This window comes from Pantoea brenneri (genome assembly GCF_038594305.1).
GTDB lineage: Bacteria > Pseudomonadota > Gammaproteobacteria > Enterobacterales > Enterobacteriaceae > Pantoea > Pantoea brenneri.
On record NZ_JBCGBG010000001.1, the window covers coordinates 876,809 to 890,628 of the forward strand.

A 13,820-nucleotide genomic window follows, 5' to 3' on the forward strand; every position below is an offset into this window, starting at 1 on the left:
CGAAACGCTTTATTTTATCGGGCAGAAAAGGGCAACTTCTGAACCAGACGGAACATTCATTGTGAGCACTCTGGCAATTGTGTGCAAAGCTTCTCCCCGCGTTTAAAAATGGCTTGCCATTATTTTAAGGATATGTGATAACAATTCGTGGGTTAAACGAGGTACAGTTCTGTTTATGCATGGCATCTTCAGTAAAGAAGTTACGAGTAAAGACGTTGACGTTGAATACCGCTTCCTTGCCGAACCTTAATTAGTGCCTCATTCAGTAACGTCTCTGGTTTCTCTGTAAGTCAGCCTTCGGGCTAAATAAACATTCAAAGGAATTTGCAAAATGGCAAAGATTAAAGGTCAGGTTAAGTGGTTCAACGAGTCTAAAGGTTTTGGCTTCATTACTCCTGCTGACGGTAGCAAAGATGTGTTCGTACACTTCTCCGCTATCCAGGGCAATGGTTTCAAAACCCTGGCCGAAGGCCAAAGCGTTGAGTTCGAAATTCAGGACGGCCAGAAAGGCCCGGCTGCAGTAAACGTTACTGCAATCTGATTCGACTCCGACTCGGTGCACTGCACCTCGACACGGAATCTTAAAGCCCTGGCTAATTAGCCGGGGCTTTCTTTATGCTTCCGATGCGCAAACGTTAAGGGTACACTGCGCCGCGTTACCTGCTGCCGGAGCCCCTCATGTCGTTGATCTGCCCCCTTTGCCATACTCCTCTCGTCCTGACTGCACGCAGCTGGTGCTGCGAAAATCGTCATCAGTTTGATCAGGCGAAAGAGGGCTACGTCAATTTGCTGCCCGTTCAGCATAAACGCTCACGGGAGCCGGGTGACAGCGCGGAGATGATGCAGGCACGGCGCGAATTCCTCGAGGCGGGCTATTATCAGCCACTGCGCGATCGGGTGGTCAGCCTGCTGGACGCGACGCTCTGCCGGCCGGGCAGTCAGATTCTTGATATTGGCTGTGGTGAAGGCTACTACACGGCGGCGCTGGCCGCAGCCAACAGCGAGACGGGACAGGTTTATGGGCTGGACGTCGCCAGAATGGCGATCCGGCTGGCGGCGAAGCGCTACGCTGAGGTGCTGTTCTGCGTCGCCTCCAGCCAGCGTTTACCCTTTGCCAGCCAGTCGCTGGATGCGATAGTGCGGATTTACGCCCCCTGTAATGAAGCGGAGCTGGCGCGGGTACTCAAGCCCGGTGGCATCGTGCTCACCGTGACGCCCGGTCCGCACCATCTGCAGCAGTTTAAAGCGCTGATCTATCGTGAGGTGCAGTTACACGCAGCGGAACAAAAAACCTACCCCGACTTTCACCAGATTGCCCGGCATTCGCTGCGTTACCCGATGGCACTGACCGGGGCTGCGGCCGTCACGCTGTTACAGATGACCCCTTTTGCCTGGCGGGCGCGTGACGAAGTCTGGCAAACCCTGCAGCAGAGCGAACTGTTCAACTGCGACGCCGATTTTACCCTGACGCTGTGGCAGCGCGACTAACGCGCCTCTACCAGGGTGTTATAGATGCGTTCCAGATCGTCAAGCTGCTGCACCGCGATTAACAGCCGGCGCTGTTCAAGCTGAATCACCAGAATGCCATCCTCAGAAAGGTTCATCCCCTGAATCCGCCGGTAATCAATCCAGACGCCGGCATAAAACAGCCCATTGTTTTTCATCAGCAGCTTTGGCCGACGCAACCAGAAGAGCCAGAAGGCGAGAAAGCTCAGCACCATCAGCAGCGAGGTAGTGAGCTGCGGGCCATGATGCGTGACGTTATTCCACAGCAGAATCAGCAGCAGACCGATGAAAATCAGGCTGTCAATTTTATGCCGCCGCTGCAGCGCCACCCGCAGGCGGGTCGGCCCATGACGACGCGGCAGAATTGCCTCATCGTAAATCGCAAACAACAGCAGGGCGGCAATACAGCCTGCAATTAGCATGTCGGTCAATGACATGGTACCTCCTCAAACAGGGTGAGATCAGCCGCCAGGGCTCAGCTCACCTCGCTCAGCGTAAAAAAAGTCGGGAGCCTGCGCTCCCGACCCGGGGTATTACAGTCCGAGCAGACCAATCCAGTAACCGAAGATACCGATGGCGAAGAAGCCAACGATAATCCACAGCGCATTGACCTTACGGCGCAGCAGCCACATACAGGCGAAGGTCAGCAGCAGCGGGACCACACCCGGCATCAGCTGATCGAGAATCGACTGTACCGTGGTGACGGTGGTTTTGCCGGTTGAATCGGTAATGCGTGACACCACCAGCGGGATGTTGACGTGGGTCCACTTGTTGACCAGTGCCCCCATGACAAACAGGCCCAGTATTGAGGCGCCCTCCGTCAGTTTTTGCAGGAAGCCGCCACCCATATCGCTAACGATATCGATCCCTTTACGATAGCCATATGCCACACCGTAGTAACGGGTCAGCAGACGCGCCAGGTTAAACAGCACGAAGAACAGCAGCGGGCCCAGCAGGCTGCCGCTCATGGCGATGCCAGCACCCAGTGCGGCAAACACCGGACGGACCGTGCCCCAGAAAATCGGGTCACCGACACCGGCCAGCGGGCCCATTAAACCGACTTTGATACCGTTAATCGCACCATCATCAATGGCTGCACCGTTGGCACGCTGCTCTTCCATCGCCATGGTGACGCCCAGCACCGGCGCTGCCACGTAAGGGTGGGTGTTGAAGAACTCGAGGTGACGCTTGATCGCCTGTTTGCGTTCGTCATTGTTCTCCGGATAGAGACGGCGGATCACCGGCACCATCGAGAAACAGAAACCAAGCGCCTGCATACGTTCAAAGTTCCACGATCCCTGAAACAGGTTGGAGCGCATAAAGACAGCACGTACGTCGCCCGGCGTTAGTTTCTTTTCGACTTTGGTAATATCAACCATGTTCTCACCTGTTCCTTAATCGAGTTCGTTATCGAGATCGTTAGCGCTGGCAGGACCTGCAGGCGCACCCGCGACCCGGTTGTATTTCGGGCTGAGCTGGATGTAGAGCACCGCCATTACCACACCGATCACGCCAAGCGCGACCAGGTTGAAGTTGGTGAAGGCAGCGGTGACGAAGCCCAGATAGAAGAACGGCATCAGGTAGCCTGCGCGCATCATATTGATGACCATCGCGTAACCGACCACCACGATCATGCCGCCGGCGATGTTGAGGCCGTTGGTGACCACATCGGGAATCGAACTGAGTAAGGCGTGAACCGCACTGGTGCCGACCGAAATCGCCACAATCAGCGCCGGAATGGCGATACGCATCGCCTGCAGCAGCAGGGCAGAGACGTGAATCCAGGAGATCGCGGTAAGGTTGCCTTTCTCGGCCGCCTTATCAGCTGCGTGCTGGAACGCCACGGTAATGGTACGAACGATAATGGTCAGCACCTGACCGGCTGCCGCCAGCGGAATGGCCAGCGCAATACCGGCACCGACGCTTTGACCGCCAGCGATGACCAGAATGGTCGAGATGATTGAGGCGAGCGCCGCATCCGGGGCGACAGCCGCACCGATGTTCATCCAGCCCAGTGCGATCATCTCCAGCGTACCGCCGATGATAATCCCGGTTTTCATATCACCCAGCACCGCACCAATCAGGGTACAGGCGACCAGCGGGCGGTGAAACTGGAACTCATCCAGGATCGACCCCATACCGGCAATACAGGCGACAATAAAGATCAAAATGATTTGTAGCGAGGTTATTTCCATCATACTTCTTGTCCTCAGCAGGATAACGAAAATGAGCCTGGCAAAGCAGGCGCAGACGGCACGCCGTTACGAATTAACCTTCGCAATCAGGTCCATCATTTTCAGTTTCTGGTCGCTGGAAACTTTACGGACTTCCAGTTCAATATTGCGCTCATTTAATTTGCGAAACGCCGCAATATCTTTTTCATCGACCGAGACGGCATTGTTCACCTGAGTTTTGCCCTGGCGGAAAGCCATGCCGCCGATATTGACGGTTTTAATATCGACGCCCTGTTCCACTACCCGCAGCACATCGGTCGGGTTGGTAAACAGCAGCATCACCCGATCCTGACCATATTTCGGGTTATTCCACACCCGCACCATCTTATCGACATCCACCACGTGCGCGGTTACGCCCGGCGGCGCCACCTGCGTCAGCAGCGTTTTACGCACGTGATCGTTAGCCACCTCATCGCTGACCACGATAATGCGCTGAACGTTGGTCTCCTTGGTCCAGCGTGTCGCGACCTGACCATGAATCAGACGGTCATCGATACGGGCCAGACCGATTTTCATGTGGTCGCCGGGTGCCATCGGTTTCGCCGGTTGCGCCGGAGCAGCGACCGGTTTTGCCGCCGCAACCGGCGCGGCCTCTTTGGCTTTCAGCGCTTTCACGCCTTCACGGCCAGTTTCAACCGCCACCGCAATCAGTTCATCAAAACCCGGGTTGTCGTCGCGCGCCATCAGGGTTTCGACCAGCATCGGGATATTGACGCCCGCCACCACGTCATAATCTGGCTTATCCACCACGATGCGGCTGGCCGCGTTAAACGGACTGCCTCCCCAGGTATCCACCAGGAACAACACACCCTGCGCGGTATCGAGTTCCGCCAGCCGCGCCTGGTACTTTTCAATCAGCGTTTCTGCATTTTCGCCGGGCACAAAGTCGATCCATCCGACATTTTCCTGCTCGCCCAACAGCATTTCTGCTGTCTTTAGCAGTTGTTCCGCTGCCCAGCCATGTGTACCAATTACTATCGCAATGGTCACTTGCTACCTCCGTTCGCTTGAGAAGCTCATCTGAGTCAATGAACCGTATGAGTTATCGCTTCGGTTTTGTGAAAATTCTGTTTACCGAATCATCCGGATAGTCTCGGAAAATCATCGGGTAACTGCGATAAGGCCGTAAAGTCGCGATTTATTTTAGTGATCGAAAAAATAAATTATGTGATGGCTGTCAGCTATTCGCAGCCTGATTAACGGAACGTGCAATTTAATGCGCTCCGTCATTTGAATGGCAGATTGTAAAAAAAAGAAAATTTTTTGACGCCAAAGCGCGACCTGATACATTAACGATCTGTTTATTACTCAGGAGTAACGGGCCTCAGCCCACCTTTATGGATCGTCACCGACGTCGCTTAACCTGTTCTTTGCGCCTGCTGGCGCGTCATCTTTCGCCTGACGGCGTATTCACTGCTTACCCGATCGTCACTCTGTCACGCTTTAACGCGCTGACACGCATCGGTTCACACTTTTCCTCGTTCAGGAGTCATTAATGGAATTTCTATTCGACCCCTCAATCTGGGCGGGTTTACTGACGCTTGTCGTGCTGGAAATCGTGCTGGGCATCGATAACCTGGTCTTCATCGCCATCCTGGCGGACAAACTGCCGCCGAAGCAGCGTGATAAAGCGCGTCTGATCGGCCTGTCGCTGGCGCTGGTGATGCGTCTGGGCCTGCTGTCGCTGATCTCGTGGATGGTGACGCTCACCACGCCCCTATTCAGCGTAGGTGATTTCAGCTTTGCCGGTCGGGATTTAATTCTGCTGGCGGGTGGTCTGTTCCTGCTGTTTAAGGCGACCATGGAGCTGCATGAAAGGCTGGAGAACCGCCAGCTGGACGGCTCAGGCAACCGCGGTTACGCCAGTTTCTGGGCGGTGGTAACGCAGATTGTGGTGCTGGATGCGGTGTTTTCGCTTGATGCGGTGATTACTGCAGTCGGCATGGTGAACCATCTGCCGGTGATGATGACCGCCGTGGTGATTGCAATGGGTGTGATGTTGCTGGCCTCTAAGCCATTAACCAACTTTGTTAATGCGCATCCAACGGTGGTGGTGCTCTGTCTGAGCTTCCTGTTGATGATTGGTCTGTCACTGGTGGCCGAAGGCTTTGGTTTCCATATTCCGAAAGGTTATCTCTACGCGGCGATCGGCTTCTCGATCCTGATTGAGCTGTTTAACCAGATTGCCCGTCGTAACTTTATCCGACATCAGTCGCATCGACCGATGCGTGAACGTACCGCCGAAGCGATTCTGCGTCTGATGGGCGGCCGCAATCGCGCCCAGACGGCTAACAGCAGCAGTAATGAAGAGTCCGCGTTAACAGAAGCGATGCCGCAGGAAGCGTTTAAAGATGAAGAGCGCTATATGATCAACGGCGTGCTGACGCTGGCGTCCCGTTCGATTCGCAGCATTATGACGCCGCGCGGTGAAATCTCGTGGGTGGATGCCAACCGTCCGGTCGATGAGATTCGTATTCAGCTGCTGGATACGCCGCACAGCCTGTTCCCGGTCTGTCGCGGTGAGCTGGACGAAATTGTCGGCGTAGTACGGGCGAAAGAGCTGCTGGTGGCGCTGGAACACGGCGTCGATGTGGCGACCTTTGCCGCCAATACCCCGACCATTGTGGTGCCGGAAACGCTGGATCCGATCAATCTGCTCGGCGTGCTGCGTCGTGCCAAAGGCAGTTTTGTTATCGTCACCAATGAATTTGGTGTGGTGCAGGGTTTGATTACGCCACTTGACGTGCTGGAAGCGATCGCCGGTGAGTTCCCGGATGAGGATGAAACGCCGGATATCATCGCCGATGGCGACGGCTGGTTAGTCAAAGGCGGCACCGATTTGCACTCGCTGCAACAGTTGCTCGACTTCCATCAGCTGGTTGACCCGGATGAAGATCACGCCTCGCTGGCGGGCCTGCTGATTGCTCAGAAAGGGCAGTTGCCGCAGCCGGGTGAGGTGATTGATATCACGCCGCTGCACTTTCAGATTATCGAAGCGACCGATTACCGTATCGATCTGGTGCGGGTTACCAAAGATCAGCCGCAGGATGAAGAGGAAGAACGCTAAGGCAGGGCAGGCAAATAACCGGCGACCGCAGGTTTGCTGAGTCGCCCACTGACTGTCTGAGGTTGTTGAACGCCGCTGCTCTGATGCAGCGGCTTTTTTTTTGCCTGACGTTACCGCCGAAGCATCATCTGCGATCAGGTGGGTACCGGGTCAACGTCTGGCTTGTGCTTTGCCAGCCAGCCGGGGAAATCACCGATGGGCATCGGGCGGGCATAATAATAGCCCTGCAGATGATCGACGCCGCGCGCCCGCAGATAGGCGGCCTGTTCTGCCGTTTCGACCCCTTCAGCGACCAGACTGATATTCAGGCGCTGCGCCAGTGAAATCACCATGTCGGTGACGGTGGCGTTAATCGCATCGGTACCGATGGCGGCGGTAAAGATTTTGTCGATCTTCAGTACGTCGGGCTTTAAATCCTTCAGGTAGGAGAGCGAGCTGTGGCCGGTACCAAAATCATCAATCGCCAGCCGCACGCCGATCTCATGCAGCTGGGCGATGACCGATTGATCAACCACCGGCAGCGCATCGCGTTCGGTTAACTCGACCACCAGCTTCGGTACCGGATTGGCGGGCCACCAGAGGTTTTGCAGATCCTGCAGGATAGCGCGGTCGCGGAAATGGCTGGCGGCAACGTTAATAGCGATGTGGAAACCCGGACACGCAGGCAGGTGAGGGAGCTGTTTTACCACCTCGTTCAGCACGAAGCGGGTCAGCGGCTTAATCAGATTCTGCCGTTCGGCCAGCGGAATAAACACATCGGGTGCCACCCAGCCCTGACGCGCATTATGCCAGCGCAGCAGCAACTCAATGCCATCGCACTGGCCGCTTCTGGCGTTAATCAGCGGCTGGCAGTAAACCATAAACTCATTGGCGGTGATGCCGTAGCTGATTTGCCAGCTCAGGCTCATGCGGTTGGCGGTCGCCAGCCAGACGATATACCCCATCAGCAGGCTGAGCAGCAGCGCCAGCGGCAGCTGCGATGGCAGCGTGTGCAGTGCCAGCCGGGTCGGTGAGGGACCGTACAGCGTCAGGGTGTAGGGATAACGCAGCGAGGCCTGATAGTAACTCACCTCATCTTCCGACGGCAGCGTGGGTTCAATCAGCGGATTGCCATACTCCAGACTCTCGCCGTTGACGTTGAAGACCGCCCGTTCCACCCACGGCAACTGCGGTTCCAGCAGATAATTACTCATCATTTCGATGTTAATTACCTGCAAAATACCGGAGCGATTATCCGGGCTTCTTGGCGTCCAGAGTAATAATACCGGCGACCCTTTTAACAGGTAATTGTCGGTGGCAAGCGTCATGCGCTGACCGGTAAAGGCCAGTTCGGGATAGGTCTCGCTAAACGGGATCGCACGCGGACCAAAGATACTGGAACAGTAGATCGCGTCATTATCGACCAGCAGAATGGCGCGCACCGTTTGCAGCGCGGAAATTTTCTCAATCAGCGGAAAACGCACGTCGCGGCAGGGCACGCCGACCAGCCCGAGGGTGTTATTAGCGGAAACATCCAGCGGTGAAAACATCCGGTCAAACCGCATAATCGCTTTATCGGCGAAATCCATCGCCTGCTGTTCAATACGCGACTTCTCTTCAATATAACGAAATGCCAGCGTCAGAATCAGTACCACGGTGGCGATTGCCAGCGCAATCAGCAAACGCTTGCGTCTGAATTGTCCAACAAATTGCTGGGCCATGAGCATCAGTACCACCTTCCCAAAAAACCAGAAAAAAGCCAAAAATAACGGGGTTGTTATCGGCACGGCCCGATCAACATTGAGGCCGGAATGCAGAAAAGCGGTGCTGGAAAGTTGCGCGACCAGGACAGTCGCGCGGAAATCACTCTACCGGTTTACCCTGCGCTGAGATAGCGCAGGATGTGGATTTCACTACGATTGCACATTAATTAAACAATCAAACGTTTCGATTAATCGCACTGTACTTTAATCGCCAGACCGCCGCGTGAAGTTTCACGGTATTTGGCGTTCATGTCTTTGCCGGTTTCATACATGGTCTCGATCACCTTATCCAGTGAGACGCGCGGTTCACTGGTGCGACGCAGGGCCATACGCGCCGCATTGATCGCTTTGACCGAGGCGATAGCATTTCGCTCAATGCAGGGCACCTGAACCTGTCCGGCGACCGGGTCACAGGTCAGCCCGAGGTTATGCTCCATGCCGATCTCGGCGGCGACGCAAACCTGTTCCGGGCTGCCGCCCAGCAGTTCTGCCAGACCGGCTGCCGCCATCGAACAGGCGACACCCACTTCGCCCTGGCATCCCACTTCTGCGCCCGAAATCGACGCGTTCATTTTATACAGCACGCCGATAGCACCGGATGCGAGGAAGTAGCGCAGGAAAATATCTGGCGTTACCGGCTCAATAAAGTGATCGTAATAGGCCAGTACCGCCGGCACGATGCCACAGGCGCCGTTGGTTGGCGCGGTGACAACCCGTCCGCCGGCCGCGTTTTCCTCATTCACCGCCAGCGCGAACATATTGATCCAGTCGATGACGATCATCGGATCGTTAGAGTGTTTGGATGAGGAGATTAGCAAACGACGCAGCGAGGCGGCGCGGCGCGGCACCCGCAGCGGCCCCGGCAATACGCCTTCGGTATTCAGGCCGCGATCGATGCAGGCCTGCATAGTCTGCCAGATGTTGGCGAAATAGGCGTGGATCTCATCGCGACTGTGCAGCGCCAGTTCGTTTTTCATCACCAGACCGGATAAGGAGAGTCCGGTTTCGCGGCAGTGCGCCAGCAGATCTTTGGCGGAGTGGAACGACCACGGCACTGAAACTTCATCCAGCGCCGACTGACCGAAATGCTCTTCATCGACGATAAAGCCGCCACCGACGGAGTAGTAGGTTTTCGACAGAATCAGCAGGTCGCCGGCGAACGCCAGCAGACGCAGACCGTTTTCATGCAGCGAGAGGTTTTCACTGCGGAACACCATGCCGCCCTCACGCGGGAAGTCGACCTCATGCGCCCCTTTGGCCAGCAGTAAACGTTCACGCTGGGCGACATCTTTAATAAAGGCCGGGATGGCATCAATATCGACCGTGTCGGGAGATTCGCCCGCCAGCCCCATAATAATAGCGATGTCGGTATGGTGGCCTTTACCGGTCAGCGACAGTGAGCCGTAGACATCTACCGCAATGCGGGTCACCTCCTGTAGCTTTCCCTGTTCGGATAACAAATCCACAAACTGCTTACCCGCTTTCATCGGGCCGACAGTGTGCGAACTTGATGGGCCTATGCCCACTTTGAACATGTCGAAAACACTAATCACAGGTGACACTCCTCACAAATTATTCTCAGTCTGCCGGGGCAGTTTATGGCGCTAATAGTAATAGTCATGCCGGAGAAAAGAGCAGCTTTTCGCATGAAATAAACTTATTAAAACCGATAGAAAAAATTATAGCGCGGCCCGCCGCTCAGCAGGCCGAAAAGCAACAGGTTAATGGCAAAAGTGGGCGTCAGAACGCAATTTGCTCGCTGAGTGAGCGGATAATGCCGGCGGTCATGCCCCAGACCAGGTAATCCTGATAGCGCGACAGCCAGACCGGATGACGCACGCCAGCGCGGTGCACCTCCAGCGCGCTATAGCGGCTGAGCCGTAACGCTTCGGCCAGCGGCATCTCAAAGGCGCTGCGCACTTCGTCCGGGTTGATTCGTAGCGGCAGATCCGGCGGAATGATCGCCAGCACCGGCGTCACCTGAAAGCCGGTGCTGCTGGTGACGGCAGGCAGCACGCCCAACACCTCAACCTGCTGTGGGTCGATGCCCACTTCCTCCTGTGCTTCCCGCAGAGCGGTCACGATCAGCGAGGCATCGGTATCATCCTGCATGCCGCCAGGGAAGGCGACCTGTCCGGCATGCTTACGCAGCGCATGGGAGCGCTGGGTCAGCAACAGACCCGGTTCCGGTCGCGCCACAATCGGTACCAGCACTGCGGCATGCCGTCCGGCGAGACGTTGCGTATTGTGTTGCGGTGGCTGCAGCAGAAACCGGCTGCGGAAGGCGTCAAGCGTGAGCGCCATTCAGACCCCCTGTTCCAGCGCCGGCAGAATGCGGCTGACTTTATCCAGCGTCTCCTGATATTCCGCCTGCACCTCACTGTCGGCGACAATGCCGCCACCCGCCGCGCAGTAAAGCTGCTGACCTTCAGCAATCAGGGTGCGGATGGTGATGCTGGTATCCATGCGGCCACACAGGCTGAGATAGCCAATGCTGCCGCACCAGGCATTCCGGCGCTGCGGTTCCAGCTGATCAATAATTTCCATCGCCCGGATTTTTGGCGCGCCGGTAATTGAGCCGCCAGGGAAACAGGCGCGCAGCAGATCGGTGGCCTGCAGATCGTCAGGAAGCTGCGCCCGCACCGTGCTGACCAGATGGTGAACGGCAGGGAAGGGCTCGACCACAAACAGCTCAGGCACACTGACTGAGCCAGGCACCGCCACGCGGCCAATGTCGTTACGCAGCAAATCGACAATCATCAGATTTTCGGCGCGATCTTTTTCTGCATTTTGCAGATCATCTGCCTGTTGCCGATCGGCAATCGGATCGGCACAGCGTGGACGGGTACCTTTGATCGGGCGGGTTTCGATCTGTTTATCATTCAATGATAAAAAGCGCTCCGGCGACAGGCTAAGGATCGCGCTGTGCGGCAGGCGCAGAAAGGCGCTGAACGGCGCGCGGTTGGCTTGGTTGAGGGCACAAAAGGCCTGCCACTCATCACCCTGATAACCGGCCTGAAAACGCTGAGCCAGATTCACCTGATAGCAGTCACCCGCCTGAATATAAGCCTGAACGGCGGCAAAGCGTGCCGCGTAGTCAGCGTAATTGAGGTTGGATTGCCACTGGCTGGTAAGGCTGAACGGCACGGCTTCACGTTCAGGCCACTGCGCCAGCCAGGCGGCGCGGGCTTCAACATCCTGCAATGCCAGCAACGTCAGGGTCTGACGATGATGATCGGCAATCAATGCCCAGTCGTAAATGCCGACCGCCATATCCGGCGTGGTGAGATCAGCCTGTGCCTGCTGTGGCAACTGCTCAAACCGGCGACCGAGATCGTACCCGAACAGGCCAAGCGCGCCGCCCTGAAACGGCAGATGGTCATGACTGAGCGGCGTCACGCCCAGCGCATCACACTGCTGCTGAACCAGTTGCAGCGGATCCGCGCCAGATTCGCTGCAGCCGCTGGCATCGGTAATGTGGGTAACGTCACCGCGGGTCACCAGCGTGGCGCGCGGATCGGCGGTCAGAATATCAAAACGATTGTCGCTATGGTTGGCATTGGCGGAAGAGAGCAGCATTGCCCACGGCAGGCTGGCAATCGGGGCGAAACGCTGAATCAGCGCATCCGGGGTATAATCAAGACTGAGGGTTTCAACAATCATCAGGCAGACAAATCAGAGAGCAAAGAGGTCGTCAGACTGACATATTTTTTCCTGACTGGCACCTGTTTGTTCGGCGTGTGATAATCGCTGCCCCCAACGCAGGAGTGAAACATGGCTATAGGATTACCGGCTCTCTCTCATGAGCAGCAACAGCAGGCCGTCGAGCGTATTCAGGAACTGATGGCGGGTGGACTGTCGAGTGGCGAAGCTATCGCCCAGGTGGCGCAGGAAATTCGCCAGAATCATAAAGGCGAGCAAATCCGGGCGCTGTTCGACGACGAGGATGAAGAAGAATAGCGCCCGGCAGGCTTAACGTGCTGCGATGATTTTGATTTCGATTTTGTATTGCGGGTTCATCAAACCTGCCTGAACCGTGCAGCGTACTGGCGCGTTATCCGGGGAAACCCAGGCGTCCCAGGCGCGGTTCATTGCGGGCAGGTCCGCTTTGTCCACCAGAAACAGGGTGGCATCAAGAATTTTGCTCTTATCACTGCCGAGTCGCGTCAGCAATCTGTCAATCACCGCCAGTGCATTGGCCGTCTGCGCTTCAGCATCCTCATCCAGATTCTCTGGCACGCTGGTGTAATAGATGGTGTCATTGTGAATCACGGCTTCGGACATACGATGTTCCGGATCGATGCGGGTAATACTCATCTTTTTCTCCCTGGTTTGATGGGCATTAGCCTGGCACATTCCTTATGCCGCTGTCATCTCTTCCCCCTCACAGGCAGCGTTTGACGATAGCCTGACGATCGGCCATCACCTGCGGCCACATATTAAAAGTGGTAAAGAATTTTACCCCGGCACCGCGTTGCTGTGGCGTCACGTCGGCGAATATCGAATCTTCCCACGTCAGGACGGTGATTTGCTCACCGCGCGGTTGCGTATGCGTAGTATTATCCCTGGCGATCACCTCGGTGGTAGACCAGCCACGATAAATACAGTCACTAAGCTGCGGTGCGGTGCGGGCGCTCTGGGCCTGAAATACCGGCTGACCGAGGCGTGCCTGATCAGGAGTAGGTGCCTGGCAGCCACAGACCAGCAGCACGCCGATAAGCGATCCGATGCGGGAATGATTCATAACGTTCCTCCGCCTGAGGCAGACAGTACGATAGAGGCGGTCTGCGCCAATGTGCCGACCGCGCGTCACCTTACGGATGCCACATCCCAACGATAAGGTGATGTAATGATTATAATCCGTGCGCTTATTTCCTCGCAGCTATCCACCGCATTTGATAGCTGCATCACACAGTATCAGGCGGAGCCGGGCGCTAAGCGGCGCGCCAGGCAACAGAAGTGACGCACCCCGCAGCAAAAAATGATATAAATCAGCCGATAAATGACGCCACAGGATGAGGATGAAAGCATGGCGAATACGCAGTATCTGTTTTGGGTAATGGCAGGCGCACTGACGCTGCTGTTTATTGTGGTGTCGGCGTTTGTCGGTCTGTCGCGTGGTGCGAAGCAGGGTTATATCACCTTTGCCGTTCTCTTTGTCATCATGCTGGCGGGGGCCTTTTACATTCATCACTAGCGGCCACGGCAGCGACAGCAGGATTATTACCGCTTAACTCACACTTTCAACCAAAAGCGGGCGGGCGGAAGTGG

16 protein-coding genes are annotated in these 13,820 nt (G+C 56.1%); 6 read left to right on the plus strand and 10 right to left on the minus strand.

The features are described 5' to 3' along the window. Positions 1-175: 175 nt before the first annotated feature. The 3 genes from AABB92_RS03975 (at position 176) to rlmA (ending at position 1,488) form a co-directional block, all read left to right on the plus strand. Positions 176-250, plus strand: a complete 75-nt coding sequence (locus AABB92_RS03975; RefSeq protein WP_143811575.1) for a DUF2627 domain-containing protein — start codon at positions 176-178, stop codon at positions 248-250. Positions 251-331: 81 nt separating this feature from the next. Then, positions 332-541, plus strand: a complete 210-nt coding sequence (gene cspE / locus AABB92_RS03980; protein ID WP_003852684.1) for a transcription antiterminator/RNA stability regulator CspE — start codon at positions 332-334, stop codon at positions 539-541. A gap of 137 nt (positions 542-678) precedes the next feature. Then, the gene (gene rlmA / locus AABB92_RS03985; protein ID WP_031374637.1) at positions 679-1,488 is read left to right on the plus strand and encodes a 23S rRNA (guanine(745)-N(1))-methyltransferase; all 810 of its coding nucleotides are present in this window, start codon (positions 679-681) and stop codon (positions 1,486-1,488) included. Here rlmA and AABB92_RS03990 read toward each other — a convergent pair. The 4 genes from AABB92_RS03990 to manX form a co-directional block, all read right to left on the minus strand. Next, complete coding sequence (locus AABB92_RS03990; RefSeq protein WP_031374636.1) at positions 1,485-1,943, minus strand: DUF986 family protein; 459 nt, start codon at positions 1,941-1,943, stop codon at positions 1,485-1,487. The two genes, rlmA and AABB92_RS03990, sit on opposite strands and share 4 nt — an antisense overlap. Positions 1,944-2,039: 96 nt before the next feature. Beyond that, the gene (locus tag AABB92_RS03995; RefSeq protein ID WP_031374635.1) at positions 2,040-2,885 is read right to left on the minus strand and encodes a PTS mannose transporter subunit IID; all 846 of its coding nucleotides are present in this window, start codon (positions 2,883-2,885) and stop codon (positions 2,040-2,042) included. Positions 2,886-2,900: 15 nt separating this feature from the next. Then, complete coding sequence (locus tag AABB92_RS04000) at positions 2,901-3,701, minus strand: PTS mannose/fructose/sorbose transporter subunit IIC (RefSeq protein WP_031374634.1); 801 nt, start codon at positions 3,699-3,701, stop codon at positions 2,901-2,903. Between the two features lie 66 nt (positions 3,702-3,767). Beyond that, complete coding sequence (gene manX / locus AABB92_RS04005) at positions 3,768-4,730, minus strand: PTS mannose transporter subunit IIAB (protein ID WP_031374633.1); 963 nt, start codon at positions 4,728-4,730, stop codon at positions 3,768-3,770. A 505-nt stretch (positions 4,731-5,235) separates the two neighbouring features. Between manX and AABB92_RS04010 the strand changes: the two genes are divergently transcribed. Continuing rightward, positions 5,236-6,807, plus strand: coding sequence for a TerC family protein (locus AABB92_RS04010; RefSeq protein ID WP_031374632.1), 1,572 nt, complete (start codon positions 5,236-5,238; stop codon positions 6,805-6,807). A gap of 134 nt (positions 6,808-6,941) precedes the next feature. Here AABB92_RS04010 and AABB92_RS04015 read toward each other — a convergent pair whose 3' ends face one another. The 4 genes from AABB92_RS04015 to pabB form a co-directional block, all read right to left on the minus strand. Continuing rightward, complete coding sequence (locus AABB92_RS04015) at positions 6,942-8,513, minus strand: EAL domain-containing protein (protein ID WP_031374631.1); 1,572 nt, start codon at positions 8,511-8,513, stop codon at positions 6,942-6,944. Between the two features lie 224 nt (positions 8,514-8,737). Further along, the gene (locus AABB92_RS04020) at positions 8,738-10,102 is read right to left on the minus strand and encodes an L-serine ammonia-lyase (RefSeq protein ID WP_031374630.1); all 1,365 of its coding nucleotides are present in this window, start codon (positions 10,100-10,102) and stop codon (positions 8,738-8,740) included. A 187-nt stretch (positions 10,103-10,289) separates the two neighbouring features. After that, positions 10,290-10,853, minus strand: a complete 564-nt coding sequence (locus AABB92_RS04025) for a CoA pyrophosphatase (protein ID WP_046288278.1) — start codon at positions 10,851-10,853, stop codon at positions 10,290-10,292. Beyond that, positions 10,854-12,212, minus strand: a complete 1,359-nt coding sequence (gene pabB / locus AABB92_RS04030) for an aminodeoxychorismate synthase component 1 (RefSeq protein ID WP_031374629.1) — start codon at positions 12,210-12,212, stop codon at positions 10,854-10,856. A 111-nt stretch (positions 12,213-12,323) separates the two neighbouring features. Here pabB and AABB92_RS04035 point away from each other — a divergent pair, with 111 nt between their 5' ends. Then, the gene (locus tag AABB92_RS04035; RefSeq protein ID WP_031374628.1) at positions 12,324-12,509 is read left to right on the plus strand and encodes a YoaH family protein; all 186 of its coding nucleotides are present in this window, start codon (positions 12,324-12,326) and stop codon (positions 12,507-12,509) included. Between the two features lie 12 nt (positions 12,510-12,521). On the opposite strand, the gene AABB92_RS04040 is transcribed toward AABB92_RS04035, so the two are convergent. Beyond that, positions 12,522-12,866 (minus strand): RidA family protein, encoded by a 345-nt coding sequence (locus tag AABB92_RS04040; RefSeq protein ID WP_031374627.1) that lies wholly within the window; start codon positions 12,864-12,866, stop codon positions 12,522-12,524. 67 nt (positions 12,867-12,933) lie between these two features. Next, a complete protein-coding gene (locus AABB92_RS04045; RefSeq protein WP_031374626.1) occupies positions 12,934-13,293 on the minus strand; it encodes a hypothetical protein in 360 nt (119 codons plus the stop codon). 285 nt (positions 13,294-13,578) lie between these two features. Here AABB92_RS04045 and AABB92_RS04050 point away from each other — a divergent pair, with 285 nt between their 5' ends. Beyond that, entirely contained in the window at positions 13,579-13,746 is a 168-nt protein-coding gene (locus AABB92_RS04050) for a hypothetical protein (protein WP_162836815.1), read from the plus strand. The last annotated feature ends 74 nt before the right edge of the window (positions 13,747-13,820 follow it).

Bases quoted from the DNA above. Each gene is read 5' to 3' on its own strand.
- cspE (WP_003852684.1), top strand. From the start codon at position 332: ATGGCAAAGATTAAAGGTCAGGTTAAGTGGTTCAACGAGTCTAAAGGT.
- rlmA (WP_031374637.1), top strand. From the start codon at position 679: ATGTCGTTGATCTGCCCCCTTTGCCATACTCCTCTCGTCCTGACTGCA.
- AABB92_RS03990 (WP_031374636.1), bottom strand. From the start codon at position 1,943: ATGTCATTGACCGACATGCTAATTGCAGGCTGTATTGCCGCCCTGCTG.
- AABB92_RS03995 (WP_031374635.1), bottom strand. From the start codon at position 2,885: ATGGTTGATATTACCAAAGTCGAAAAGAAACTAACGCCGGGCGACGTA.
- AABB92_RS04000 (WP_031374634.1), bottom strand. From the start codon at position 3,701: ATGGAAATAACCTCGCTACAAATCATTTTGATCTTTATTGTCGCCTGT.
- AABB92_RS04010 (WP_031374632.1), top strand. From the start codon at position 5,236: ATGGAATTTCTATTCGACCCCTCAATCTGGGCGGGTTTACTGACGCTT.
- AABB92_RS04015 (WP_031374631.1), bottom strand. From the start codon at position 8,513: ATGCTCATGGCCCAGCAATTTGTTGGACAATTCAGACGCAAGCGTTTG.
- AABB92_RS04025 (WP_046288278.1), bottom strand. From the start codon at position 10,853: ATGGCGCTCACGCTTGACGCCTTCCGCAGCCGGTTTCTGCTGCAGCCA.
- pabB (WP_031374629.1), bottom strand. From the start codon at position 12,212: ATGATTGTTGAAACCCTCAGTCTTGATTATACCCCGGATGCGCTGATT.
- AABB92_RS04035 (WP_031374628.1), top strand. From the start codon at position 12,324: ATGGCTATAGGATTACCGGCTCTCTCTCATGAGCAGCAACAGCAGGCC.
- AABB92_RS04040 (WP_031374627.1), bottom strand. From the start codon at position 12,866: ATGAGTATTACCCGCATCGATCCGGAACATCGTATGTCCGAAGCCGTG.
- AABB92_RS04045 (WP_031374626.1), bottom strand. From the start codon at position 13,293: ATGAATCATTCCCGCATCGGATCGCTTATCGGCGTGCTGCTGGTCTGT.
- AABB92_RS04050 (WP_162836815.1), top strand. From the start codon at position 13,579: ATGGCGAATACGCAGTATCTGTTTTGGGTAATGGCAGGCGCACTGACG.